A 23,982-nucleotide genomic window follows, 5' to 3' on the forward strand; every position below is an offset into this window, starting at 1 on the left:
CTTTAAAGCCCGTGGTCTGCCATGCCACACCACTCCCCCGGCGGTCCCTGGCGGGTGTAAATTGAGCCTGTCGCGCGCCGTTGTGAGCCAGAGGTGCTGGGGGATAGTCCATGGGCGCGCTGTTCCTTTGTGGGGAGACGCGTGTGCGCAGCTATTCCTGGGTTCGGTGTCTGGTGCTGGTGTGGGCGGTGTGGTGGGCCGGGTCGGCGCACGCGGTGTCAGTGGCTTTCATCAACCCTGGCAAGTCGGATGAGATGTACTGGGTGGCGGCTGCGCAGGCCATGGCGGCGGCGGCTGGCAGCCTGGGCGTGGACCTGGAGGTGCAGTACGCCCAGCGCGATCCATTGCAGGTGCTGGCGTTGGCGCGGGCCCTGGTGGCCCGACCCAAGGCGCAGCGGCCCGACTACGTGGTGTTCACCAACGACAGCGCCACCGGTGCCGAGTTGCTGCGCCTGTTCGACGGCTCCGGCATCCGGTGTTTCATGGCCTTCAGCGGTTTTACGGCGGCCGAAGAGCAGCAATGGGGCAAACCGCGCCAGCAATTCAAGCAGTGGATAGGCTCGCTGGAACCCCAGGCCGAGGATGCCGGTTACCTCACGGCCCAGGCCCTGATCCGTGCCGGGCGGGCGGCCCAAGCCCACGCGGCCGACGGCAAACTGCACCTGCTGGCCATCGGTGGCGACCGCTCCACCGCCAGTTCGGTTCGGCGCAACCAGGGCCTGCAGCGGGCCGTGGCCGAGGCCGACGATGTGGTGCTGGACCAGATGGTCTATGCGGGCTGGAGCCGCGAAAAAGCCGCCGAGCAAAGCGCCTGGCTGTTTGACCGCTATCCCGCCGCCCGGCTGCTGTGGGCGGGCAACGACCTGATCGCCTTGGGTGCCATGCAAACCTTGGAGCAGCGCGGCGGCCAGCCCGGCAAGAGCATGTGGTTCAGCGGCATCAACACCTCGGCAGAGGCCATGCAGGCGCTCAAGTCGGGCCGTCTGGCCGCGCTGGCCGGTGGGCATTTCATGGCCGGTGCCTGGGCGCTGGTGATGCTGTTTGATTACCACCATGGGCGCGATTTCGCCGACGAAGGCCTGCAACTGGAACGCCCGATGTTTGTGCTGTTCACCCCGGCCATGGCCGAGAAATTCGAGGCCCGCTTTGGTCAGCGCTACGACAGTGTGGACTTTCGCCGTTACAGCAAAGTGTTGAATCCAGTGACAACCCGTTACAGCTTTGAATTTGCCGCGCTTTTGCGCTGATTGCACAATGCCGCATGCCAAATCCCCCCTTCCGGTCGCTGGCCGGGCACCTGATCCGCAGCACGCTGGGCTTGGCGCTGTGCTGCATGGTCGGGGTGTTTGGGGTGCAAAGCGCGCTGATGGTGCGCCAGCACCGGGTGGATTTTCAGCAAGCGGTGGACGACATTGCCAGAACCAGTGTGCCCTTGCTGGCGGTGAGCCTGTGGGACATCGAGCCGCGCACCGTGCAACAGCAGTTGAACCTGCTGGCCGACCGCCCGCAGGTGGGCTATGTGCTGTTGCTGGCCGGGACCGGGCGGCAGTTTGAAGCCGGCAATGCCCTGCTGCGCCAGGGAGCCGACAGCCGCCGCATCCCCATTCCGGCCCCCCAGGGCACCGCCGAGCTGGGGGAGTTGCGGCTGTGGGGCGACCCGGCCTTCGAAACCGAGGAGATGTTCCGCACCGCCTGGACGGTGCTGGCCGGATACGGGCTGTTCACCGTACTGGTATGCGCCCTGATCGCCTCCATGCTGCGCCGCGAACTGCAAATCCCGCTGCAGCGCCTGGCCCGCTTTGCCAGCGAACTGACCCCCCAGACCCTGGTGCAACCCCTGGTGCTGGACCGCCCCGTGCGGGCCCGCAGCGACGAAATCGACCAGGTGGCCGAGGGGTTTTCCACCCTGCAAAACGGCTTGCGCGCCCATATCGCCAACCTGGACCGCATGGTGGCCGAACGCACCCAGCAACTCGAGGCGCTGGCCGAGGCCAACCACCTGCTGTCCATCACCGACCCCCTGACCGGCTGCCTGAACCGCCGCACCCTGGAGCCGCGCCTGTTGGAAGAGATCGAGCGCGCCCAGCGCTACCAGCGGCCTTTTTCGGTGATCTGCCTGGACCTGGACCACTTCAAGCGCATCAACGACCGCTACGGCCATGCGGGCGGCGATGCCGTGCTGTGCGCCACGGTGGAGCATTTGAGCGGCGCTACCCGCTCCCGGCTGGACTGGCTGGTGCGCCTGGGTGGCGAAGAGTTTTTGGTGGTGCAGCCTGAGACCGTGCTGGCCACGGCGCTGCGCAACGCCGAACGGTTGCGCGAGCTGCTGGCAAACACGCCAGTGCTGTTCGAGGGCCAGCAGATCACCATCAGCGCCAGCTTCGGCGTGGCCCAATGGCAGCCGGACCAAGGCACCACCGACCTGCTGCACCAGGCCGATGCCTTGCTCTACCAGGCCAAGACGGCAGGCCGCAACCGGGTCTATCCCGTGCCGGAAGCGCCCGTGCTGCTTGCTATTGAATAAATAGCTTGTCGTGCTTATGGAATAAGCGGTAGAGGCTGATTTGGCTTAAGAAACTACCAGGTTCTTGTAGACACCGCAGCCCACGGCCAGGTCGTCCACCATCTGCACAAAAGACATCTTGGTCTGCACCCGGCCGGTGGTGGGGTTGGTGATGTCGTACTCCACCCAGCCCGGCTCCAGCTCGGCCTGGGCATAGATGGCGTGCAGCAGGCCCGCGCCATCGATGCCCGCAATGTCTTGCACGCGGGTGCCGACCTTGGCCGCGTTGCCGCCAAAGGCCACGTAGGTGCCGTTGCGGTCCAGCACAAACACATACATGTCGCGGTCAAAAAAGCCCTGCGTGGGGCTGGTCAGGTCGCGCAGAAAGCTGTCGCGTGAGGCACCCTTGCGGCGGTGGGCCAGAGCGCGGGTCACCAGGGCCATGGCTTCCTCGGCCGAGCCCTGCTGCAGCTTGAACAAGGCCACGGCTTCCACCAGGGTGGAGGCGCGGTTTTCCAGGGTCGAGGCCTGGGTCACGGCGTGCTCCACCATCTGGGCGTTTTGCTGGGTGATCTCATCGAGCTGGCGCACGGCCGAGGTGATCTCGCTCAGGCCAGTGCTCTGTTCGGCGCTGGAGCTGGAGATTTGCGCCATGTTGGCCGCCACATCGCGGATGCCGCTGACGATGGCGGTGATGCTGGTGCCCGCGGTGCGGATCTTGAGCACGCTGCTGCCCACCTGGGTGCTGGAGGTGCTGATCAGCAAGCGGATTTCTTTGGAGGCCTCGGCCGAGCGTTGCGCCAGCGAGCGCACCTCGCTGGCCACCACCGCAAAGCCCCGGCCCGATTCGCCCGCGCGGGCTGCTTCCACCGCGGCGTTCAGTGCCAGGATGTTGGTCTGGAAGGCCAGGCCGTCGATCACGCCCACGATCTCGTCCATGCGCTTGGCACTGCCCTGGATGGCCTCCACCGAGGCAATGGCTTCGGCCATGGTGGCTGCGCCCAGGTTGGCGGCATCGCGCACCTGGGAAGCCTGGGTGTTGGCCTGGCTGGCGGTGTGGGCGGTGTCCTGCACGGTGCTGGACAGCTGCTCGACGCTGGCCGCCGTCTGCTCCAGGTTGGCAGCCTGCTGCTCGGTGCGGTCTGACAGGGCGCGGTTGCCGCTGGCCAGGCTCTTGCCCGAATGCGCCACAAACGCCGCGTTGCTGCGCACATTGGCCACCATGGCCGACACCGTGCTGCCGATCAGCCGGGTGGCGCTGGCCAGCCCGGCCAGCTCGTCGCTGCCGCGCTGCACCAGGCCCAGGCGCAAGTCGCCCTTGACCAGCTGGTCCATGGCATGGCGCACCTGGGCCAGGTCCTGGGTGAAGCTGGCATAAAACGCCCACAGCAGGTAAGTTGACACCAGCAGGCAGCCGCCGCTGAGCCAGGCCAGGGCCACGCCGCCGGTGCCCGACAGAGCATATTCCAGCAAGACCACCAGGGGCGTGGCCAGCAGCACCGCCGCCAGCAGCAAGATCTTGCCGCCCAGGCGCAAGCGCCGCATCAGCCACAGGCCGGGTGAAAACACGGTTTGGAAAAACATGCGCTTGTCTCGCTGGTTGTTATAGAAGCTCAGGGGCTTCTAACCGCGCATGCTGACGGGAAACTGTCAGTAAATGTATCTGCTACAAAATAAGTAGCTCGCCACGCTGGTGGAATAAGCGCCAGGGCCTGATTATCTATAAATCTTCAGACAAACGCCAAGCTGGCAATCTCGTCGTGGCGCAGGCCGGTGCCCAGGGTTTTCAGGCGGTCGAAGCTGCCGTCGTCCAGGGCGGCGCGGGCCAGCTGCTCGGCGCGCTCGGCGTAGCGGCCTTCGTTGACTTCGCGGGCTTTGCCGTGGGCGGCGTGCACCGTGTCGGCGTAGCCCAGCAGGCGGGCGGCGGTCTGGGGGCGGTTTTCCAGCGCGGCCAGCAGGGCCAGGTTGTCGACGGCATAGACCTGGGCATCGAAGTGCAGCACCTGCGACCAGCTGGCTTCCAGCAGAGCGCGGGCCTGCACGGTGTCGCCCTTGGCCAGCCAGGCACCCGTGAGGTGCAGTTGCACCAGCAGCAGCGTGGCCATGTGGCGGGTATTGGCCAGCCGGGCCTGCAGCGCCAGGTAGCGGGCAATGGACGCATCCACCCGGCCCGCAGCCAGCTCCATGTAGGCAATGATGTCTTCACCGCGCAGCAGGGCTTCGGAGTGCCCGGCCAGCGCGTCCAGGGCGGCTTTTTGCAGCAGTTGCTCGATGGCGGGGTCGAACTTGCCCTCGACGAAGTTGCAGGTCAGCGAGGCAAACAGGCCGTAGCTGCGCACGATGGGCGGCCAGGCCGGGTCTTCCATGGCCCACATCTCGTTGAGCACCTCGCGCTGCTCCTGGCGCTGGTCGGGTCCGTAGGTGAGGGCGTAGACCAGGGCCGCCAGGGCATGGTAGAGGTTGCGCTTTTCGCCCGGCTGGGTGCGGTACAGGCTGGCGGCACGGCGGGCCAGGCGGCAGGCCAGCGCCGGTTGGCGGTACGCCCAGAAGTAGGCGGCACGGCTGGACCAGCGGGCTTGCAGACCGGCGGGGAGTTGGTCGGTTACCAGCAGGGCGGTGGCCTGCCAGACGTAGCGGCGCTCGCGGCGGCGGTCGCTGGTCAAAGCTTCGGCCAGGCCGGGGGCGATGGCCACGGCGGATTGCGGGTCGAACTGGATGGCCCAGGCCAGGGCTTCGCGGCCATTGGCCAGGTCGGGTGCCAGGGCTTTGTACCAGTCGTCGATGCGCTGCCGGCCGCTGAAGAAGTCGCTGTCGGCCTGCTCGAACAGGTGGCGCATGGCCAGCGCGTGGCGTTGGCGCAGGGCCGGTTCTTCATGCGCGGCGGTGAGCTGCTCCAGCGCGTAGCTGCGGGGCGTGTCCAGCAGGCGGTAGCGTGGCGTGACACCCCCATCGGCCATCACCAAAGACCGGTCCACCAGCGCGCCCAGCACGTCCACCACGGCCCAGGCATCCAGCGTACCGTTGTCGGTGGTGTCGGCCACCACCTGCTGGGCCAGTTCCAGCGAAAAGCTGCCCAGAAACACGCCCAGGCGGCGGAATACGGTTTGCTCGGTGGCATCCAGCAGGCCGTAGCTCCATTCGAGGGCTGCGCGCAGGGTTTTTTGCCGTGCGGGCGCACCCCGGCCACCGCCGTTGAGCAGGCGCAGGCGTTCGTGCAGCGAGCGCGCCAGCGGCACCAGGCCCAGCAGCGGCACGCGGGCCGCGGCCAGCTCGATGGCCAGCGGCAGGCCGTCCAGGCGGCGGCAGATATCCACCACCGTGGCCAGGTTCTGCGGGGTCAGTTGAAAGCGCCGGTCGGCCGCCTGGGCGCGCTCGGCAAACAGCGCCACCGCGCCACATTCGCGGGCCACGTCCAGCGGCGCGCTCTCGTCGGGCAGGGCCAGCGCATCCAGCCGGTACACCCATTCGTTGGCCAGCTTGAGCGGGGCCTGGCTGGTCACCAGCACCTGCAGCTGCGGGGCGGCCTGGTGCAAGGCCTGCAGGATGCGGGCGACTTCGTCCAGCAGATGTTCGGCGTTGTCGATGGCGATCAGCATCTGCAGCGGGCGCACCGCCTCCATCAGGCCCTTGAGCGGGTCGCCGTGGCCAGACTGCAGTCCCAGGGCCCCGGCCACCGTGCTGGCCACAAATTCAGGCGCGGTCTGCCCGGCCAGATCGACCCAGGCCACGCCATGCTGGTGGGCGCTGCGCCGGGCGTGCAGCAGCCATTGGGCCAGCAGCGACTTGCCGATGCCGCCCGCGCCCACGATGGTCAGCAGGCGGTGCTGTCCCATCAGGGCATCGAGGTTGGATACATCCAGCGTGCGGCCGATCAGCGGGGTCAGTACCAGGGGCAGGTGGGTCAGGTTGGGATGGGCTTCCGAAGACGGCGCTGGCACGGGCGGTGCGTCAATGGGCGTGGCTGCAGGCGTGGCATCGGGCGTGGTGTTGGGCGTGGTATTGGTGGGCTCCAGCGCAAAACGGTAGCCCCGGCCCGGAATGGTCACGATGGCCTGCGGCCCCAGCAGCTTGCGCAGGGCCGACACCTGGGCTTGCAGGTTGTTTTCTTCCACCACCAGGCCGGGCCAGGCCAGATCCAGCAGTTCGTCTTTGGACACCACGCGCTCGCGGTGGTGCAGCAGGGCCATCAGCACGTCAAAGGCCCGTGCGCCGGGGCTGAAGGAGGTTCCGTCCACCAGCACCACCCGCTGGGAGGGACGCACCTCGAAGCGGCCAAATCTGTAACTGTTTAACAACAAAACTCCCCTGGATGTCGGTTTTCAAATGTAACGCACCGCCTGAATTTTGGCGGTTCTGTGCAGTTATGCACGGTTTCAGAATGTTTCAGGCTGGCTTCAGAAGGCCTAAGGACGGGATCGGGCCAACAGAGGAAAGTCCGTCTCTGCAGTATCAACCGACTTGATTGCCCGATTGTCAAGGACATATGTATGAACTTTGAACCATTTTCCCCGTTTGAGCGCTCCGAAACCCTGCCGCCGCCTGCACCGGTTGCCGAGGCAAGCCAGGCACCGTCGGCACCGCCCGCCCACTATTTTGACCGCGCGGGCTGCGTCTGGATCGTGGCCTGCGTGCTGCTGGCCGGCACCGCCGGGCGGATGCTGCCCTCGTTGGCCGAACCTGGTGGCGTGCGCCATGCACTGGTGGCCCTGGGTCTGGGGTCGGCGCCTGAAGACGCCGCCAAAGCGACCACCGTGGCCGGTTTGCCACCGCACCGCGCAAACCCGGTCGAGGCTACACGAGATGGCCCGGCCAAACAAGAAATCGGGCCGCTGGTGCCCGCCATTCTTCGCCAATTTTGAGGACGCGGACCATGGCCCATCTTTCGTTGGTACCCGGCCCATCCCGGGGCACCCAACCCCATGTGCTGCAGTTTTTGCAGCGTTTATCTGGCCCATCAAGCGCTTCCGCAAGGGAGTGGAGGAGAAAAATCATGTCGATCCCGTCGTTGTTGACCCGTGCCACCCCCCGTGTGCTGATTGCCGAAAGCCATGCCGATACCCTGCTGCAATGCGCCGAGGCGGTGCAAGCCGACGTGCAGCTCAGCCTGGTGGCGGCCGTCAGCACCGGTGCCGCCGCCATCGCCATGATGGACCAGTGCGTGCCCGACGTGGTGGTGGTCGATCTGCAATTGCAGGACATGTCGGCCCTGGGGGTGATCTGCCACGCGGCCCGGCATTTTCCGCAGGCCGACATCGTGGTGTTGACCCAGTTTGGCAACGACGAGCAGGTGCTGCAGTGCATCGAAGCCGGTGCCACCGCCTATCTGTTCAAGGACAGCGCCGCCGAATGCCTGGCGCAGAGCATCCATCTGTGGCGCGAGGGCAGTGCCCCCATCAGCCCCGGCATGGCGCGCCGGGTGCTGGGGCGGTTCCGGCTGCGGCTGGGCACCGGCACTGGCTCGGCCTGGTCATTTCCGCTGCGCGAATCGACCCATCCGCTGAGCGACTGCGAGGCCGGCATTCTGCGCTGGATTGCCCGCGGCATGAGCCTGGAGCAGATCAACGCACTGGCCTCCAGCCAGCAGCAGGGCGTGCTGGTGCATGTGAAAAAGATCTACCGCAAGCTGGCCGCCCACGCCCGGGGTGAAAGCCAGGTGGACACCGGTGCTCCCGACATCCAGATGGTGGCCCTGGGCTCGGCCAGCCAGCGGCGCGCCCCGGCCATGCCATCGCTGCGATTTTCAGTTTTCAAATAAAGGAATTTGTATGCGCGTTACATCGGGGCAACCCAAACCCATGCCGCCCCGCCGGTCCAGCCGCGAACCCTGGGTCTCTGCCTTGGTGTGGCTGCTGTTTTGCGCTGCCATGGTGGCGGTAGCGCTGTTTTTAAGCCCACGGGTCGGCGCGACGCAAGAGCCGACCATGCCGCCTGTGGCCGGTGCCCCGGTGCTGGCCAGTGCCGACGGCGAACTTGCAGTGCCCATGGCCGCCATCGTGCTGTACCCGAACGAACCGGTGGCGGCTAGACATTGAGCGCTCTGGTGCTTTCAAACTGCCGCGCCTGCCCGGTGACTGGGTCGGTAAAGGCGATAGACCGGGCCAGTAACTGCAGGGGGGCGGCGTAGTCGTCATCGGCAATATTCACCACCTCGGGGTAGAAGCGGTCGTTGCGTATGGGCGCGCCCAATGCCGCCATGTGCACCCGCAGCTGGTGGGTGCGGCCGGTGACGGGCGACAGCTGGTAGCGCGCCCAATCACCCAGGCGCTGCAGCACGGCGATGTGGGTTTCCGAGTTCGGCTCGCCCGGCATCTCTTTGTACCGAAAAAACGGCTCGCCGGGCACGATCTGGCTGCGGTAGACACGCGGCAGGTCGCCCCGCCAAGGCGCAATCGCCTCGTAGTGCTTGTCCACTTCGCGTTGCTTGAACAGCGCGTGGTAGGCCGCCCGCTCTTGCGGATGGATGGCAAACAGTGTCACCCCGGCGGTTTCGCGGTCCAGCCGGTGCAGCGGGGCCAGGGTGTCCAGCCCCAGGCTTTGTTTGAGCCGTACCAGCAGCGTCTCTTGCACAAAGCGCCCCGCGGGCAGGGTGGGCAGGAAATGCGGCTTGTCCACCACCACCAGATGCGCGTCCTGGAACAGGATGGGGGCTTCGAACGGAATGCGCGGCTCTACCGGGAGGTGCCGGTAGTAGTACAGCCGGGTGTGCGGGCGGTAGGCGGCATCGGGCGGCACGGGCAGGGCCTGCTCGTCCAGCACCAGGCCGTCGCGCATGCGCTGCAGCCACACGGCGCGCTCCACGGTGGGAAAGCGCTCTGCGAAGAAGTCGATGACGGTGGGCCAGCTGCCGCCGGGCAGGCCGACGGTGCTGGGGCCTACGCCGTCTCGGGTGGGGAGGTTCACACCCGTTGGAACACTACGTCCCACACGCCGTGGCCCAGCTTGATACCGCGGTTCTCGAACTTGGTGAGCGGGCGGTAGTCGGGCTTGGGGGCGTAGTCGGCGGCGGTGTTTTTCAGCAGCGGCTCGGCGCTGAGCACTTCCAGGATTTGTTCGGCGTAGTTTTGCCAGTCGGTAGCGCAGTGCAAGTAGCCGCCGGGTTTGAGGCGCGCGGCCAGCTTGGCCACCAGCGGGGCTTGCAGCAGGCGGCGCTTGTTGTGCTTTTTCTTGTGCCAGGGGTCGGGGAAGAACACGTGCACGCCGTCCAGGCAGCCGGGCGGCAGCATGTGGTCCAGCACCTCCACGGCATCGTGCTGGCAGATGCGGATATTGGTTTGCCCTTCTTCGCCTATGCGTTTGAGCAGCGCGCCCACGCCCGGCGTGTGCACTTCGCAACACAGAAAGTTCTTCTCGGGCAGCAGCGCGGCAATGTGGGCCGTGGCCTCGCCCATGCCAAAACCGATTTCCAGGATGGTGGGGGCGCTGCGGCCAAAGGTGGCCTCCAGGTCCAGCGGCGCGCTGCGGTAGGGCAGTAAAAACTGCGGCCCCAGGCTCTCAAAGGCCTTGGCCTGGCCGCTGGTGGTGCGGCCGGTGCGCAGCACGAAGCTTTTGATGGTTTTGTGGTGGGCAGGGCTAGGGGCGGGGGCGATTTCGGGAGGGAGTTCGGTGTGCATGGCATCAATTCATTAATCTGGACTGGGTGGCAGAGTTGCGTAAAACCGCGCTGCCCACAGATCCAACAGGGCTACACCATACCAAACCGTGGCTTGCCCTTGCGCGGGGAACACGCCCGCTCCTCCACCAACTGGCCTTGCGCGTCCCAGGTGCGCCATCTGCCGGGCTTGAGCAAATGCGGAATCGGCAGCCTGCCCAGCATGCCCGGCAGCGTGGCAAAAGCCCCTTGCCCCACCGCCCGCCCGCCCAGCGGGAAGTTCCAGGTCGGGGTGGTCGCCGCCGTCACCGGCGTGGCCAGGGCCCGCGCCAACTGGCTGGCGATGCCGGTCGGAACGGCCCCGGCATGGCAGGCATCCACCAGCACCGGCTCGCCATGCCACACCCCGCAGTCGCGCACCAGCTGCGCCAGCACCGCACCATCGGCAATGCCTTGCACGCTGTGCGGCGTGGCATGGGCAAAGATGCACAGGTAGCCCGGCAGCCGCTTCTCGCGCAGACCCGAGGCGTACAGCCAGCGGTCGCGGGGCTGGATGAGGATGATTTTCTGGCGCTGGGGGTCGATGGTGGCCACCTTTTGCACCATGCGCTGGTGGCGGTCCAGGGCGGTAAAGGGGAGGTGTTGTAGCTCTGGTGAATGGGTCATGGGCAGGCTTGCCAGCGGACGCGTTCTACCAAGTCTTTACGTCGTCGCACCATAGGCCGTGTTCGTCAATATGTTGTTGTTGCAGCGTTATCCAATCTGCGTGTGCCAGGTTGAATTGCTCTGCAGTCATCCGGACTTCATCCTTTAGAAAACCAGCCTTTGTCACAAACAATGGCAGCGGAAGAAGCGGTTCCACAGCGACTTCCGTTACGGGTTGGGCGGGCGATAACTGCATGAAAAGCTCCAATTCTCTCGTGCGCTAATCCAAAAATCCTAGCCGTTCAACGGTGTTGCCATTGCTCCATCCACTGCCCCAGGGCGCTGGCAACATCCCCACCGCAAGCCGCCAATCCCAACACCCCCGCCGCCGCATTCAGCGCCGCCAGCGGCTGGGCCAGGTCCAGCGCCTGGGCACCGTTTTGCTTGGAGAGTTTTTCGCCGTTCGGCCCCAGCACCAGCGGTGTGTGCAGGTACTGCGGCGTAGGCAGGGCCAGGGCCTGTTGCAGCCAGATCTGGCGGGGGGTGTTGTCGGCCAGGTCCTGGCCGCGCACCACGTGGGTGATGCCTTGTGCTGCATCGTCCACCACCACGGCGAGCTGGTAGGCCCACAGGCCGTCGGCGCGGCGCAGCACGAAGTCGCTGACCTCTTGGGACAGGTTTTGCTGCTGCGGGCCGAGCAGGCGGTCGTGCCAGGTGAGTACGTTGCCTACTATGGATTTGATAGCTGTTTGCGCTGATGGAATGAGCGCTGGAGGCTGATTTTCTTTAAATTCTTCGGTACGCAGCCGCCAGGCCCGCGCGGGCCGACCCCACAGGCCGCTGCGGCAGGTGCCGGGGTAGACCAGCTCGGCGTTGCGGTGGCGCACCTGGCCCTGGGCGGCGCAGGCGGCTTCGATCTCTTTGCGCGAGCAGGCGCAGGGGTAGGCCCAGCCGCTGGCCACCAGCTGGTCCAGCGCCTGTTGGTACAGGGGGCTGCGGTGCGATTGGTAGGTGGGCGGAGCGTCTGGGTGCAGGCCGCAGGTGGCGAGCTGCTGCAGGATGAGCGCGTCCATGCCGGGCAGGCAGCGCGGCGTGTCCACGTCTTCAATGCGCACCAGCCAGGTGCCGCCATGGGCGCGGGCATCGAGCCAGCTGGCCAGGGCCGCAACCAAAGAGCCCGCATGCAGCGGGCCCGTAGGGGACGGGGCGAACCGTCCGGTGTAGCTGCTTTTAGGCAATCGCCAGCGCCATCTCCAGGCCGGAGATAAAGGCGTCTTCCACCCGGTGGCCTATGCACCAGTCGCCGCAGGCACCGATGCTGGATTTTTCGTCCCACAGGTGGCTGCGGCCCAGGGGCTGCACGGTTTGGGCGTAGCGCCAGCGGTGCACCGCGGCGTGCGCGGGTTCGGCGCGGATGCCGGTGACTTCGGTGAAGGCTTTGAGCAGCTTGGCCTGGATGCGCGGGGCATCGTCTTCCAGGTGCTCCAGCGACCAGGCGGCGCTGGCCTGCACCGTCCAGCGCTCGATGCCGCCGCGCCCGGGTTTGCTGGATTCGCGCGACAGCCAGGCGATGCGGTGGTGGTTGCTGCGTGCCGCGTTCCACTGCGGGCCCAGGTGGGCCATGGTGGGCTGCATGGCCTGGGGGAAGGCCAGCATCAGCGTCCAGCAGGGAGCCACTTGCACCGGGTGGATGTCGCGCACCAGGCGGGCGGCCTGGGCCGAGTTTTGCAGCAGGTCCACGGTTTGCGGATTCGGCATGGCCAGCACCACCGCATCGAAGCCCGAGAACACGTGTTGTGCGTCGGCCGCGCCGGGCATGCCGGTGGTGCGCAGCTGCCATTGTTTTTTGTTCATCGGGTCACGCTCGATGCGGGTGACCTGGGTTTCGAGTTCCAGGCGGCCATCTTCGGCCAGTGGCTTGGCCCAGTGCTTGACCAGGGCGTTCATGCCGGGCACCGGTACCCAGTGCGGGTCGCGCGAGGGCAGGGCGGCCAGGGCCACGCGGCCAAAGGTGTCGAGCACGCGTACCGAGTTGGCGCTCCAGGGTTTGCACACGCCTTTGGCGGTTTCCAGGGCCAGGGCGAAGCGCGGGTCGCGCACGGTGAAGTACTGCGCGCCGTGGTCAAAGGTGCCAAACGAGGTGCTGCGGGTAGACATGCGCCCGCCCACGCTGCGGCTTTTGTCGAACACCGAAACGTTGTGGCCTGCCTGCACCAGCGTGCGCGCGCAGGCGATACCGGCCATGCCTGCGCCGATGACGGCGATCTGGCGGGGGGCTGTAGCACTGGGTTTGTTTGTCATGTGTGTTGGTTTTCTTTGGAGTGGCTACATAGGAACGACCAAGCACACTCTACACGTACTGCGCAGCCGCTTTGCTTGGGGACTCCCCGCAGGTTCAATTGCTCTGTTGCCGCTCCAGCAATGCGGCCCGCGTGGCCGGGCTTTTGAGCTGCTGCAGCCACCATTGCAGGGCCCGCCCATGGGTGCCGCTGGCCTCGGCGCGCCAGGCGTAGTTGATGTGGATGATGCGGCTGGGGCGCTCGACGGCACGGCCCACCAAACGCCCGGTTTCCAGGTAGGGCCGGGCCAGGCCTTCGGGCAAAAAGCCGCAGCCCAGGCCACGCAGCTGGGCCTCCAGCTTGGCGCGCATGCTGGGCACGGTGAGCACGTCCTGCCCGCCCAGCAGGCCGTAGGTCAGCGCGTTGCCACGCTGCGTGGAATCGGCCACGGCCACGGCGCGGTACTGCTGGATCAGGCTGTCGGCCAGCGGCTCGGGCATGCTGGCCAGCGGGTGGTGCGGGGCCACGGCAAAAATAAAGCGCATATCGCCCAGCCGGTCGCCCACGATGTTGCTGTTGGTGATGTCTTCCATGGCCACGCCAATGGCCACGTCGGCCAGGCCGGTAACCAGCGCGTCCAGCGTGCCGTACAGCACCTCTTCGCGGATCTTCACGCGGGTGGGCGGGTTCAGCGCAAAAAAGGCCTCGCACAGCTCCATGATGGTGGAGCGCGAGATCACGCTGTCCACCGCAATCGTGAGCTGCGGCTCCCAGCCAGTGGCCACGCGTTTGACCCGGTTGGCCACGGCATCGATGTCTTCCAGCAGGCGCTGGCCCTCGCGCAGCAGTTCGGCCCCGGCCACAGTGAGCTTGGCCTGGCGCGAGCTGCGGTCGAACAGCAGCACGTCCAGCGCGTCCTCGATATTGCGCACCCGGTAGGTCAGGGCGCTGGGCACCATGCCCAGGCTGCGGGCGGCAGCCGCAAAGCTGCCCTGGGCGTGGATGGTGACCAGCATGGACAGGGCATCGGGGGTGAGCACATCGCGGGCAGTTTGCATGGTCGGTCTGGTTACGTTCAAATTAATAGAATGATGCCATCAAACGCGGTGGACTGCCAGGCCCTGGTACAGGCCCAAAATTCAGGCCATGGATTCGATACGCGGATCTTAATTTTTCAGGAGTTCACACATGCTCACTCTCCGTAAATCCCAAGACCGTGGCCACGCCGACCATGGCTGGCTCAAGTCGCACCACAGCTTTTCGTTTGCCGGTTACTTTGATGAAAAGCACATGGGCTGGGGCAATCTGCGCGTGATCAACGACGACACCATCACCCCCGGTGCCGGTTTTGGCACCCACGGCCACCGCGACATGGAAATCATCAGCTACGTGCTGCAAGGCGAGCTGGCGCACCGCGACACCATGGGCAACGTCAAGGGCATCCCGCCCGGCGACGTGCAACGCATGAGTGCTGGCCGCGGTGTGCAGCACAGCGAGTTCAACCATGCCGACGACCAGACCACGCACTTTCTGCAAATCTGGATCGAGCCCAACGTCAAAGGCATTGCGCCCAGCTACGAGCAAAAGACCTTTGCCGACAGCGAAAAGCGCGGTGCTCTGCGCCTGGTGGCCTCGCCCGACGGTGCCCAGGGCTCGGTCACCATCCATGCCGATGCCCACTTGTACGCCGGGCTGCTCGACGGCACGGAAACCGCCACGCTGGCATTGAACCCGGCGCGCAAAGGCTATGTGCACCTGGTGCGCGGAGCCCTGGAAGTCAATGGCATCGCGCTGACCACCGGCGATGCGCTTCTGATCGACAACGAAGCCGAGCTCACTCTGGGCAAGGCCGCAAATGCAGAAGTCCTGGTCTTTGACCTGGCTGCTTGAATTTTTTAAACCTAACTCCGAAATCTCTGAAAGAAAACCATGTTCAACACTCTCCAAAACCCCCTGAGTCTCGCTGGCCGCCTGCTGCTGGCCGCCCTGTTTTTGCCTGCGGGCATTGCCAAGATCACCGGCTTTGCTGGCACTGTGGGCTATATCGGCTCGGTCGGCCTGCCATTTCCCACGCTGGGCGCGCTGGCGGCCATTGCGGTGGAAGTGCTGGGCGGCCTGGCGCTGATTTTTGGCCTGGGCACTCGCTTTGCGGCGCTGGTGCTGGCTGGTTTCACCCTGGTGGCCAGCTTCGTCTTCCACGCCTACTGGGCTGTGCCTGCCGACGCGGTGATGGTGACGCAACTGCTGTTCATGAAGAACATCGCCGTCGCCGGTGGCCTGCTGACCGTAGCCGCCTGGGGCGCCGGTGCCTGGAGCCTGGACGCGAAACGCAGTGCCTGATCTCCAGTAAAGTGTTTCCCGTTCGTTGTTTTTACCTACCTAGAAAGTCTGTATGACCAAAACTGTTGTTGTCTACCATTCTGGCTACGGCCACACCCAGCGCGTAGCCCAGGCCGTGGCCGAAGGTGCCAGCGCCGAGCTGATCGCCATCGATGCCGAAGGCAATGTGTCCGAAGCCGGTTGGGCATCCATCAACGCGGCAGATGCCATCATCTTTGGCACGCCCACCTACATGGGTGGCCCGAGCTGGCAGTTCAAAAAGTTTGCCGATGCCACCAGCAAAGCCTGGTTCACCAGCGCCTGGAAAGACAAAGTGTTTGGTGGCTTCACCAACAGCGCCAGCTTCAGCGGCGACAAGCAAGTCACCCTGATCTATCTGCAAACCCTGGCTTCGCAGCAAGGCGGCATCTGGGTCAGCCTGGGCCACATGCCCAGCAACACCAAGGCCGCAACCCGCAACGACATCAACAACCTGGGTGGTTCGGTGGGCGTGCTGGTGCAGTCGCCATCGGACAGCAGCCCCGCTGAAATGTCGCAAGGCGACTTGGACACCGCCAAGTTCTACGGCAAGCGCGTGGCCGACATCACTGCCAAGTTCCTAGCCTAACTTTCATGGAATCGGGTGCAGAGCACCCCGAGCCATGAAAGTTGTTTCACGTTAACTGTTGATCTTCTAGGAGCCCGACCATGCCCATCACCCTGCAACTCACCGGCCACGCCAAAGATTTGGGGGGCGGTTTCGTAGTGCGCCGGGTGCTGCCCGCCGCCGCGCGGCAGTCGGTCGGGCCGTTTCTGTTTTTTGACCACTTCGGTCCGGTGACCGTGCACCCCGGCGGGGGCCACGCAGTGCGTCCCCACCCGCATATCGGGTTGGCCACGGTCACCTACTTATTCGAAGGCGCGATGCTGCACAGCGACAGCCTGGGCTACGTGCAACAGATCGCCCCGGGCGCCATCAACTGGATGACCGCCGGGCGCGGCATCGTCCATTCCGAGCGGCCACCGCCCGCCCTGGCCGCCACCAGTTACACCAACCACGGCATCCAGCTCTGGGCCGCGCTGCCACAGGCATTCGAAGAGGTGGAGCCCAGCTTCACCCACACCCCCGCCGCCGACATTCCCGAACTGGCCGTGGGCGATGCCCAGGTACGCGTGCTGATCGGCCAGGCCTGGGGCAATACCTCTCCGGTGGCCACTTTCGCGCCCACCCTGTACCTCGACATCACCCTGCCCGCCGGTGGCCAACTCGACCTGCCACCGCTGGCGCAGGAGCTGGCCGTATACCCGGTGGACGGTGATGTGGAAATAGACGGCACCCTGCTGGCTGCCCGCACCCTAGCGCTGCTGCAGCCCGGTGTGACCACACAGATCCGCGCCACCGCGGCTGTGCGCCTGCTGGTGATCGGCGGCGACGCGCTGGACGGCCACCGCTTCATCAGCTGGAACTTCGTCTCCAGCCGCAAAGAGCGCATCCTGCAAGCCGAAGGGGATTGGCAGAACCAACGCATGGGGCAGGTGCCGGGGGATGTGGAATTCATTCCGCTGCCGGAGAGGCACTAGCTACCAAGTTGATAGCTGCTTGCGCTTGTTCTATTGGCGCTGGCAGCCGTTTTGGTGGCTCTCTTTCGTTTCGGGTGGCGTACCACTGGGTGCAGGCTGGAGAATTGGCGGGTTTGACGGGTTGCCTGCCCGTCGATTGGGCGGCGGGGCTGGCTACCGACAGCAACAGGTTGTTGTGGTCTTGGGTTTTGTAGCGGGCCATGGTCGCGATCTTCTTGGCCAGGTGGAGCGCAAACGCCGTGCCAGAGGTTTTTTTAAAGCTTCAACGTTTACATGAGAGGCGGTGCCCGGCTTGCCGGGTGACGTCTCCTCTCGATGGGAAGGGTTAGGTCTCACCGCATTCAACCTGAGAGTCCTACTTTTGTACCTTGGATTGCCGATTCTTTGCGAACTCTTCAATTCGAGGAGCAAGCCCTTCTATGTGGTTCTGAGTGAGACTAAGGCATGCGTCATTGATGCGGTCCAATTCAGCCTTCGGAGGTCTTGTTCGAAGTTTCCGGATGATTTCACCGCTCATGCCCTGAACCTCCTCCTTGTACTTTTCTTCGCCAATCAGCGTCAGGGCCGCCGAGATGCTTAGATTTCTCATCTTTCTGAATGTCGCTTCTGCTTGAGCATCACCAATCGATTTCATTCCTTCTGACATGAAGGTGTAGTAGTAGAAGCACTCTGAAAAGCGCCAACCCAACTCGGAATCTGACGCTTCCGACTGAGCGTTTGATGCGGGTTGTGCGATTCCATTACCGGCGAGCACGGTTGCAGCAATGACTAATAGTTTTCGCATCGAACGTTTCCCTGTGATACCTAACGAATAGCGTTTATCTGCCGCGCAGCGATGCAAGAGATGATGGCGATGGTCATACGCGGCGGATAAATTTTGTTGGACTGAACCAACGCCCGCAATGGCCCGTTGGTGGAGATACAGGGGATTGCTTCAGCAGCCCTGCCTGTTGATTCAAATTATGGCCGGATTCTGGACGCTTTCGGACGTTCGGTTTTGTGAAGCTTGCACCCAAGCCGATGTACCAGGCGGGTTGGGTGTGCCTCCGTATACGGGTGCAGTGGCCTGCCCGCGCCGAAGCCCGAAGCATACGCAGCGCCACCCCGAGCATCCCGCTGAGTGCGCGACCAAGCAGTGCCTGAAGTCCCGCCTCGTACTCTCATGGCGGTTCGCGTTGTGTTGACTGCACCAGAGATACCTGGCTTTGCGGCGCAGGTATTCCGGCCAGGGACACTGGCACCTAACCAAGGATCGCCAATCCGCCAAAGGGGTCGGAGCACGAATGCGGGCAAGCAGACTACACGGCAACAAGCTTCTCAGCGTGCAATCGCGATCCGACCCCATTGGCTACTGCCCGTGCAGTCGAAGCAATCTGCTTCTCTTTCGATAGTAAAAAACAGGAGCTGCTTGCGCCCATTACATAAGCACTGGCAGCCTTTTTGGCACTTAAAAATGAGCCTAAAAATCTGAAATGGACGAATGCAGCAGCTTTGCCGATGTGAACCAAGCCGAGCGCCACGCCGAGCTCGCGCCGGAGGCGCGATGCCCGGCGCAGCCGGGCCGATCCCGCTCCCCGGGGTCCCCATCTGTGTGCGCCGAGGAGCACAGCTTTGGGCGGATCAGGGCTGGCGTTGTTTGAGCGCCAGCGAGTTTAGCCAGACCCCGACCAAAGCGCGCACCGCAGGTTCCCCGAAGCGCTAGCGCAGGGGCGCAGACAGTTGGGGCGCCTTTCTTTGGCGTTCAAAGAAAGGTGACTGCGCCGCCGGGCGCAACTCCCGGCCGGGGATCTCAGTGGCACCCAACCCGCCAGAGGGGTCGGAGCACGAATGCGGGCAAGCATCGCTACGGAACTAGCCAATCCAGCGCGCAATCGTGATCCGACCCCACTGGCTACCGCCCGTGCAGCCCCAGCAGATTGCTTCTCTTTTGATAGTCAAAAATAGGAGCTGCTCGTGCTGGTCTGGTCAGCACAGGCCGCCATTTTTATACCTGAAAAATAGGTCTGAAAATGCAGAACCGACACAGCGGGCCGGTCCTGGCCATCTGGTCATGCAATCAGCTCAACGCCCGGTCCAGATGCGTATACCCACCGTCCACAAACAGCCACTGCCCGGTGGTGTGGCTGGCGGCATCGGACAGCAGGAAGACGGTGGTGCGGGCGATCTCTTCCGAGGTGGTCATGCGCTGGCCCAGCGGGATCTTGCCGGTGATGCTGCGCAGTTTCTCGTCGGCATTGTCAAAGCTGCTGATCCAGCGTGCGTACAGCGGCGTCATCACCTCGGCGGGGATCACGGCGTTGACGCGCACGCCGTCTTTCAGCAGCGAGGCGGCCCACTCGCGGGTCAGGGAGAGTTGCGCGCCCTTGGATGCCGTGTAGCCGCTGGTGTCGCCCTGGCCGGTGAGGGCGGTTTTGGACGAGATGTTGACGATGGAGCCGCGCGAGGCCTTCAGGTGCGGCACGCAGTAGTGGGCCATCACGTAATAGTGGATGAGGTTTTTGTCCAGCGAGGCCACAAACGCGTCGCGCCCCGCGTCCAGGCCCACGCTGTCGTTGATGCCCGCGTTGTTGACCAAGCCGTCGATGCGCTGAAACTTCGCCATGGTGTGCGCCACTGCGGCACCGCAGGCGGCATCGTCCTGCAGGTCCAGGCGGATGAACTGGAACTTTGGCTGCAGGGCGCTGAGCTGGGCCGAGAAATCCTCGTGCAAGGCGCTCTTGCCCAGGATGACGGGAATCGCGCCCTCTTGCGCCAGCGCCAGCGAAATCGCGCCGCCAATGCCGCTGCCCCCGCCGGTGACGAGGATGACTTTGTCTGTGAGATGCAAATCCATGGGAGCTTTCAGAAGGAGGGGAGGCCGTAGCAACGGATGGCGTTGCCGGACCAGAAGGCGGTTTGTTCGGAATCGGATAAACGTCTGGCCGCCCAGGTCTGCGCCAGCTGGTGCACCGTGGGGTAGGGCGCGGCCAGCTCGCACACCGGCCAGTCGGAGCCAAACAGCAGGCGCGCCGGGCCAAAGGCTTGCAGCGCGGTGTCGAAGCAGTTCCACACGGTTTGCTGCACGTTGGTGGGCAGGCCATCGGCGACATTGGCAAAGGGCCAGGCGGCCTCGGTCACCAGGCCCGACAGCTTGCACACCACATGGGGCAGGGCGGCCAATGCCTGAATCGACTGCTTCCATTGCGGCATCTGTTCGGGGTTTTTCAGCGGTGGCTTGCCCAGGTGGTCCAGCACCAGCCAGTGGGCATCGTGGGCGCTGCAGAAGTCGATTACCTGCGGCATCTGGTGGGCGAACACCAGCACGTCGTAGGTGAGTTGGCGGCTTTGCAGCAGGGCCACGCCGCGCCGAAACAAGGGGTTGTCTACCACCTGCGCCACATCGGGTTCGTCTTGCAGGATGTGGCGAAAGCCGCAGAGGCGGGGGTGCTCCGCCCAGCCGTCGAGCTGGGCTTCCAGGCCAGGGCTGGCCAGGTCGGCCCAGCCCACCACGCCCAGGATCTGAGGGTGGTGGGCGGCCAGACTGAGCAAGAAATCGGTCTCGGCCGCTTCGGTACGGGCCTGCACGGCGATGGTGCCGGTGATGCCGCTGGCCTGCAGGGGGCAGTCGGCGGGCGCGCGGTCTTGCGCCAGCACGGCCATGCCGGGGCTGATCCACGGAAAGGCCGCGGGCTCGAAACGCCAGTAGTGCTGGTGGCTGTCGATCTTTTGCATCACTTTTGGAAGGCGTATTGCACCAGGGTCTCGGGCCGCATCTCGATGGAGAAGCCCGCCGCGGTGGGCGGCATGTAGGCGGCGTTTTGGATGACGCAGGGGTCGATGAAATGCTCGTGCAGATGGTCCACGTACTCGATGACGCGGCCCGCGCGGGTACCGGCGATGCTGAGAAAGTCGATCATCGACAGGTGCTGCACGTACTCGCACAGGCCCACGCCGCCCGCGTGCGGGCACACGGGCAAGTTGTATTTGGCGGCCATCAGCATCACGGCCAGGATTTCGTTCACACCGCCCAGGCGGCAGGAGTCGATCTGCACCACGTCGATCGCACCGCGCATGATGAACTGCTTGAACATGATGCGGTTTTGGCACATCTCGCCGGTGGCCACCTGCATGGGAGCGATGGCGTTGCGGATGGTGCGGTGGCCTTCCACGTCGTCGGGGCTGGTGGGTTCTTCGATGAACCAGGGTTTGGCAAAGGCCAGGTCTTTCAGCCAGTCCACCGCCTGGCCTACGTCCCAGACCTGGTTGGCATCGATCATCAAATGGCGGTCGGGGCCCAGCACTTCGCGGGCGATGCGCAGGCGGCGGATATCGTCAGCCTTGTCGCGGCCTACCTTGAGTTTGACGTGGTTAAAGCCCGCATCCACCGCCTCCTGGCACAGGCGGTGCAGCTTTTCATCGCCATAGCCCAGCCAACCCGCTGAGGTGGTGTAGCAGGGGTAGCCTTCGCGCTGCAGGGTGGCCAGGCGCTCGGCCTTGCCCACGGCGCGCTCGGTCAGCAGGGCCAGGGCCTCATCGGGGGTGATGCAGTCGGTGATGTAGCGAAAGTCGATGCAGCGCACCAGCTCTTCGGGACTCATTTCGCCCACCAGTTGCCACACCGGTTTGCCTACCGATTTGGCCCACAGGTCCCACACGGCGTTGACCACCGCGCCGGTGGCCAGGTGGATCGCGCCCTTATCGGGGCCGATCCAGCGCAGCTGGCTGTCGGAGGTGATGTGCCGCCAGAAGCGGCCCATGTCGGCGGCGATCCAGTCCAGGTCCAGGCCCACCACCAGGTGCTGCATGGCGTGGATAGCGGCGCAGCAGATGTCGTTGCCGCGGCCGATGGTGAAGGTCAGGCCGTGGCCCGTCAGGCCGGGCTGGTCGGTTTCCAGGATGACGTAGGCGGCCGAATAGTCGGGGTCGGGGTTCATCGCATCCGAGCCGTCCAGGTGCTGCGAGGTGGGGAAGCGTAGGTCGATGGCGCGCAGGGATTGGATGACGGGCATGCGGGGGCTCTTGGAGGGTAAGGAAAAAATAGGGGAGGCTCCCGCAGGAGCCTCGGTCAGGTTTTAGTCGTACAACACGGCGGCGATCTTGGGATCGTCGATGTTGGACTTGTCGTAGAAGTAGAAGCCGGTGTCGATGATCTTGGGCAGCTTTTCGCCCTTGAGTGCCTTCACGGCGGCTTCGACGGTTTTGTAGCCAATGCCCACCGGGTTCTGGGTGATGGCACCGGCCATGGCACCGCTGCGCACGGCTTCTTTTTGCTGCTTGCCCGAGTCGTAGCCGATGATGACGATGCTGCGCTTCATCTCCTTGGCACCGTTGAGCACGCCGATGGCCGAGCCCTCATTGGCACCAAAAATGCCTTTGATGTTGGGGTTGGCCTGCAGGATGGACTTGGTGATTTCGGTGGATTTGAGCTGGTCGCCGCCGCCGTATTGCACGCTGACAATCTTGATGTTGGGGTAGGTGGACTTGATGCGTTCCACAAATCCATCGCGCCGGTCCACACCGGTGCGGCTGGTCTGGTCGTGCACCACCAGGGCCACTTCGCCGGCCTTGCCGATCAGCCCGGCCATCTTGTCGGCGGCCAGGGCGGCGGCGGCCTTGTTGTCGGTGGTGGCGGTGGTGACGGGGATGTCGCTGTCTACGCCCGAGTCAAACGCGACCACCGGGATCTTGGCGGCCTGGGCTTTTTTCAGCAGCGGAATGGCAGCCTGGCTGTCCAGCGCGGCAAAGCCGATGGCCGACGGCTTTTTGGCCAGGGACGACGACAGCATGTCGATCTGCTTGTCCACCATGGCTTCGGTCTCGGGGCCTTCGAAGGTGACCTTGACCTTCAGGTCTTTACCGGCCTGGTCGGCACCCTGCTTTACAGCCTGCCAAAACTGGTGCTGGAAGCCCTTGGACACCAGCGGAATGTAGATTTCATCGGCAGCAAAGCTGGTGCCGGTAATCAAAGAGGTCAGGCTGAATCCAACAGCCAGGCAAATCAGTTGTCTTTTAAAAATCATGTTCTGTCTCCAAATATTGTAGGTGTCTCAATGGCTTGCGTGGAATGCTCGTGGGTTATTTGCGCCTCCTTAAAATATCGGCGTATACCGCCAGAATAATGATGATGCCGGTGATCACGGTTTGCCATTCCTGGGCTACCGACATAATGCGCAGCCCGTTGGTCAATACGCTCATGATGAAGGCCCCGATAATCGTGCCCAATATCGTGCCCGCGCCACCGCTGAGCGACGTGCCGCCAATCACCACCGCCGCAATCGCATCCAGCTCGTAGCCTTGACCCAGTGCGGGTTGGGCAGAATTGAGGCGCGAGGCAATCAGCAGCCCGGCAATGCCACAAATGGCCCCGTTGAGCGAATAGATAATGATTTTCCAGCGGTCTACATTCACGCCCGATAAACGCACGGCTTCTTCGTTGCTGCCCAAGGCGAAGGTGTAGCTACCCAAAATGGTTTTATTCAAAATCAGGCTGGACACAATAGCCACCACAAAAAGAATCAGTACCGCATTGGGAATCGGCAGGCTGGGGAAGAAATAGCCGATCAGCGACTCTTGCGAGATGTACGAGAAATTCGGCGTGTCGTTGAAGTAAATTGGCTTGGTGCCCGAGATCACCAGCGACAGGCCCTTGAGCAGCATCATCATCCCTAACGTGGCGATGAAGGGCGGGATCTTCAGCTTGGCAATCAAGAAGCCCGACACCCAGCCCGCCAGCGCGCCAAACAGAATTGCCGCCGCCACGCCCAGGTACATGGGCAGGCCCCAGTAGGTCATGAACACCCCGGCCATCACCGCGCAAAAGGTCATCAGCGTGCCCACCGACAAATCGATGCCGGAGGTGATGATGACGAAGGTGCAGGCAATCGCCAGCACGCCGTTCACCGCCGTGGCCTGCAAGATGCCGACCAGGTTGTCGGTCTGCAAAAAGTTGGGCGAGGCGGCGCTGAAAAACACCATCAGCCCCACCAGGCTGGTAAAGGCCAGCAGCTTTTGCCGGGTGCTTTGGCTGAACAGGGCGGCTTTGAGGCGTTGGGCTGCAGATAAATTGGACATGGGCGGTTTTGGAGTTT

The 23,982-nt window shown here is 64.3% G+C and carries 23 protein-coding genes; 9 read left to right on the plus strand and 14 right to left on the minus strand.

The features are described from left to right. Positions 1 to 143: 143 nt before the first annotated feature. Both AC097O_RS19435 and AC097O_RS19440 read left to right on the plus strand, forming a co-directional pair. Positions 144 to 1,247: an ABC transporter substrate-binding protein gene (locus AC097O_RS19435; protein WP_479594504.1), complete on the plus strand. Its 1,104-nt coding sequence runs from the start codon at positions 144 to 146 to the stop codon at positions 1,245 to 1,247. A 14-nt stretch (positions 1,248 to 1,261) separates the two neighbouring features. Continuing rightward, positions 1,262 to 2,524 carry a sensor domain-containing diguanylate cyclase gene (locus AC097O_RS19440; RefSeq protein ID WP_479594505.1) on the plus strand — a complete coding sequence of 421 codons (1,263 nt, stop codon included), beginning with the start codon at positions 1,262 to 1,264 and terminating at the stop codon, positions 2,522 to 2,524. A gap of 45 nt (positions 2,525 to 2,569) precedes the next feature. Here the strand turns inward: AC097O_RS19440 and AC097O_RS19445 are convergent, their stop codons facing one another. Together AC097O_RS19445 and AC097O_RS19450 are read right to left on the minus strand one after the other, a co-directional pair. After that, positions 2,570 to 4,087, minus strand: coding sequence for a methyl-accepting chemotaxis protein (locus tag AC097O_RS19445; protein WP_479594506.1), 1,518 nt, complete (start codon positions 4,085 to 4,087; stop codon positions 2,570 to 2,572). 146 nt (positions 4,088 to 4,233) lie between these two features. After that, on the minus strand, positions 4,234 to 6,765 hold the full coding sequence (locus tag AC097O_RS19450) for an ATP-binding protein (RefSeq protein WP_479594507.1): 2,532 nt from the start codon (positions 6,763 to 6,765) through the stop codon (positions 4,234 to 4,236). Positions 6,766 to 6,990: 225 nt separating this feature from the next. On the opposite strand from AC097O_RS19450, the gene AC097O_RS19455 reads away from it, so the two are divergent. From AC097O_RS19455 to AC097O_RS19465, 3 genes are all read left to right on the plus strand, one after another. After that, positions 6,991 to 7,362 carry a hypothetical protein gene (locus tag AC097O_RS19455; RefSeq protein WP_479594508.1) on the plus strand — a complete coding sequence of 124 codons (372 nt, stop codon included), beginning with the start codon at positions 6,991 to 6,993 and terminating at the stop codon, positions 7,360 to 7,362. 131 nt (positions 7,363 to 7,493) lie between these two features. Beyond that, positions 7,494 to 8,258 carry a response regulator gene (locus AC097O_RS19460; RefSeq protein ID WP_479594509.1) on the plus strand — a complete coding sequence of 255 codons (765 nt, stop codon included), beginning with the start codon at positions 7,494 to 7,496 and terminating at the stop codon, positions 8,256 to 8,258. Positions 8,259 to 8,268: 10 nt separating this feature from the next. Next, positions 8,269 to 8,535, plus strand: coding sequence for a hypothetical protein (locus tag AC097O_RS19465; protein WP_479589195.1), 267 nt, complete (start codon positions 8,269 to 8,271; stop codon positions 8,533 to 8,535). On the opposite strand, the gene AC097O_RS19470 is transcribed toward AC097O_RS19465, so the two are convergent. From AC097O_RS19470 to AC097O_RS19495, 6 genes are all read right to left on the minus strand, one after another. Next, positions 8,525 to 9,403 (minus strand): pseudouridine synthase, encoded by an 879-nt coding sequence (locus AC097O_RS19470; protein WP_479594510.1) that lies wholly within the window; start codon positions 9,401 to 9,403, stop codon positions 8,525 to 8,527. The two genes, AC097O_RS19465 and AC097O_RS19470, sit on opposite strands and share 11 nt — an antisense overlap. Next, positions 9,400 to 10,113: a tRNA (guanosine(46)-N7)-methyltransferase TrmB gene (gene trmB, locus AC097O_RS19475; RefSeq protein ID WP_479594511.1), complete on the minus strand. Its 714-nt coding sequence runs from the start codon at positions 10,111 to 10,113 to the stop codon at positions 9,400 to 9,402. The genes AC097O_RS19470 and trmB overlap by 4 nt, the downstream gene beginning before the upstream one ends. 71 nt (positions 10,114 to 10,184) lie before the next feature. After that, a complete protein-coding gene (locus AC097O_RS19480) occupies positions 10,185 to 10,757 on the minus strand; it encodes a hypothetical protein (protein WP_479594512.1) in 573 nt (190 codons plus the stop codon). A gap of 281 nt (positions 10,758 to 11,038) precedes the next feature. Then, positions 11,039 to 11,974: a tRNA glutamyl-Q(34) synthetase GluQRS gene (gluQRS, locus tag AC097O_RS19485; protein WP_479594513.1), complete on the minus strand. Its 936-nt coding sequence runs from the start codon at positions 11,972 to 11,974 to the stop codon at positions 11,039 to 11,041. Continuing rightward, positions 11,967 to 13,037 (minus strand): NAD(P)/FAD-dependent oxidoreductase, encoded by a 1,071-nt coding sequence (locus AC097O_RS19490; RefSeq protein ID WP_479594514.1) that lies wholly within the window; start codon positions 13,035 to 13,037, stop codon positions 11,967 to 11,969. Before AC097O_RS19490 ends, gluQRS begins: the two co-directional genes overlap by 8 nt. Before the next feature lie 94 nt (positions 13,038 to 13,131). Beyond that, complete coding sequence (locus tag AC097O_RS19495; protein ID WP_479594515.1) at positions 13,132 to 14,073, minus strand: LysR family transcriptional regulator; 942 nt, start codon at positions 14,071 to 14,073, stop codon at positions 13,132 to 13,134. 130 nt (positions 14,074 to 14,203) lie between these two features. Between AC097O_RS19495 and AC097O_RS19500 the strand changes: the two genes are divergently transcribed. From AC097O_RS19500 to AC097O_RS19515, 4 genes are all read left to right on the plus strand, one after another. Beyond that, positions 14,204 to 14,905 (plus strand): pirin family protein, encoded by a 702-nt coding sequence (locus tag AC097O_RS19500; protein WP_479594516.1) that lies wholly within the window; start codon positions 14,204 to 14,206, stop codon positions 14,903 to 14,905. A gap of 39 nt (positions 14,906 to 14,944) precedes the next feature. Then, positions 14,945 to 15,355 carry a DoxX family protein gene (locus AC097O_RS19505; protein ID WP_479589305.1) on the plus strand — a complete coding sequence of 137 codons (411 nt, stop codon included), beginning with the start codon at positions 14,945 to 14,947 and terminating at the stop codon, positions 15,353 to 15,355. A 52-nt stretch (positions 15,356 to 15,407) separates the two neighbouring features. Next, positions 15,408 to 15,962 carry a flavodoxin family protein gene (locus tag AC097O_RS19510; protein ID WP_479589306.1) on the plus strand — a complete coding sequence of 185 codons (555 nt, stop codon included), beginning with the start codon at positions 15,408 to 15,410 and terminating at the stop codon, positions 15,960 to 15,962. A gap of 80 nt (positions 15,963 to 16,042) precedes the next feature. Then, positions 16,043 to 16,915 carry a pirin family protein gene (locus AC097O_RS19515; protein WP_479594517.1) on the plus strand — a complete coding sequence of 291 codons (873 nt, stop codon included), beginning with the start codon at positions 16,043 to 16,045 and terminating at the stop codon, positions 16,913 to 16,915. Positions 16,916 to 17,270: 355 nt separating this feature from the next. On the opposite strand, the gene AC097O_RS19520 is transcribed toward AC097O_RS19515, so the two are convergent. The 6 genes from AC097O_RS19520 to AC097O_RS19545 all read right to left on the minus strand — a co-directional run bounded on the left by AC097O_RS19520 (position 17,271) and on the right by AC097O_RS19545 (position 23,965). Continuing rightward, positions 17,271 to 17,699 (minus strand): hypothetical protein, encoded by a 429-nt coding sequence (locus AC097O_RS19520; RefSeq protein ID WP_479594518.1) that lies wholly within the window; start codon positions 17,697 to 17,699, stop codon positions 17,271 to 17,273. 1,272 nt (positions 17,700 to 18,971) lie between these two features. Next, entirely contained in the window at positions 18,972 to 19,748 is a 777-nt protein-coding gene (locus AC097O_RS19525) for an SDR family oxidoreductase (protein WP_479594519.1), read from the minus strand. Positions 19,749 to 19,756: 8 nt separating this feature from the next. Further along, positions 19,757 to 20,626 carry an L-fucono-1,5-lactonase gene (locus AC097O_RS19530; protein WP_479594520.1) on the minus strand — a complete coding sequence of 290 codons (870 nt, stop codon included), beginning with the start codon at positions 20,624 to 20,626 and terminating at the stop codon, positions 19,757 to 19,759. Beyond that, a complete protein-coding gene (locus AC097O_RS19535; RefSeq protein ID WP_479594521.1) occupies positions 20,626 to 21,903 on the minus strand; it encodes an L-fuconate dehydratase in 1,278 nt (425 codons plus the stop codon). Before AC097O_RS19535 ends, AC097O_RS19530 begins: the two co-directional genes overlap by 1 nt. A gap of 63 nt (positions 21,904 to 21,966) precedes the next feature. Continuing rightward, positions 21,967 to 22,914 carry a substrate-binding domain-containing protein gene (locus AC097O_RS19540; RefSeq protein WP_479594522.1) on the minus strand — a complete coding sequence of 316 codons (948 nt, stop codon included), beginning with the start codon at positions 22,912 to 22,914 and terminating at the stop codon, positions 21,967 to 21,969. A 55-nt stretch (positions 22,915 to 22,969) separates the two neighbouring features. Next, positions 22,970 to 23,965 (minus strand): ABC transporter permease, encoded by a 996-nt coding sequence (locus tag AC097O_RS19545; RefSeq protein WP_479594523.1) that lies wholly within the window; start codon positions 23,963 to 23,965, stop codon positions 22,970 to 22,972. Positions 23,966 to 23,982 lie beyond the last annotated feature (17 nt).

This window comes from Rhodoferax sp. LS1P39 (assembly GCF_056521425.1).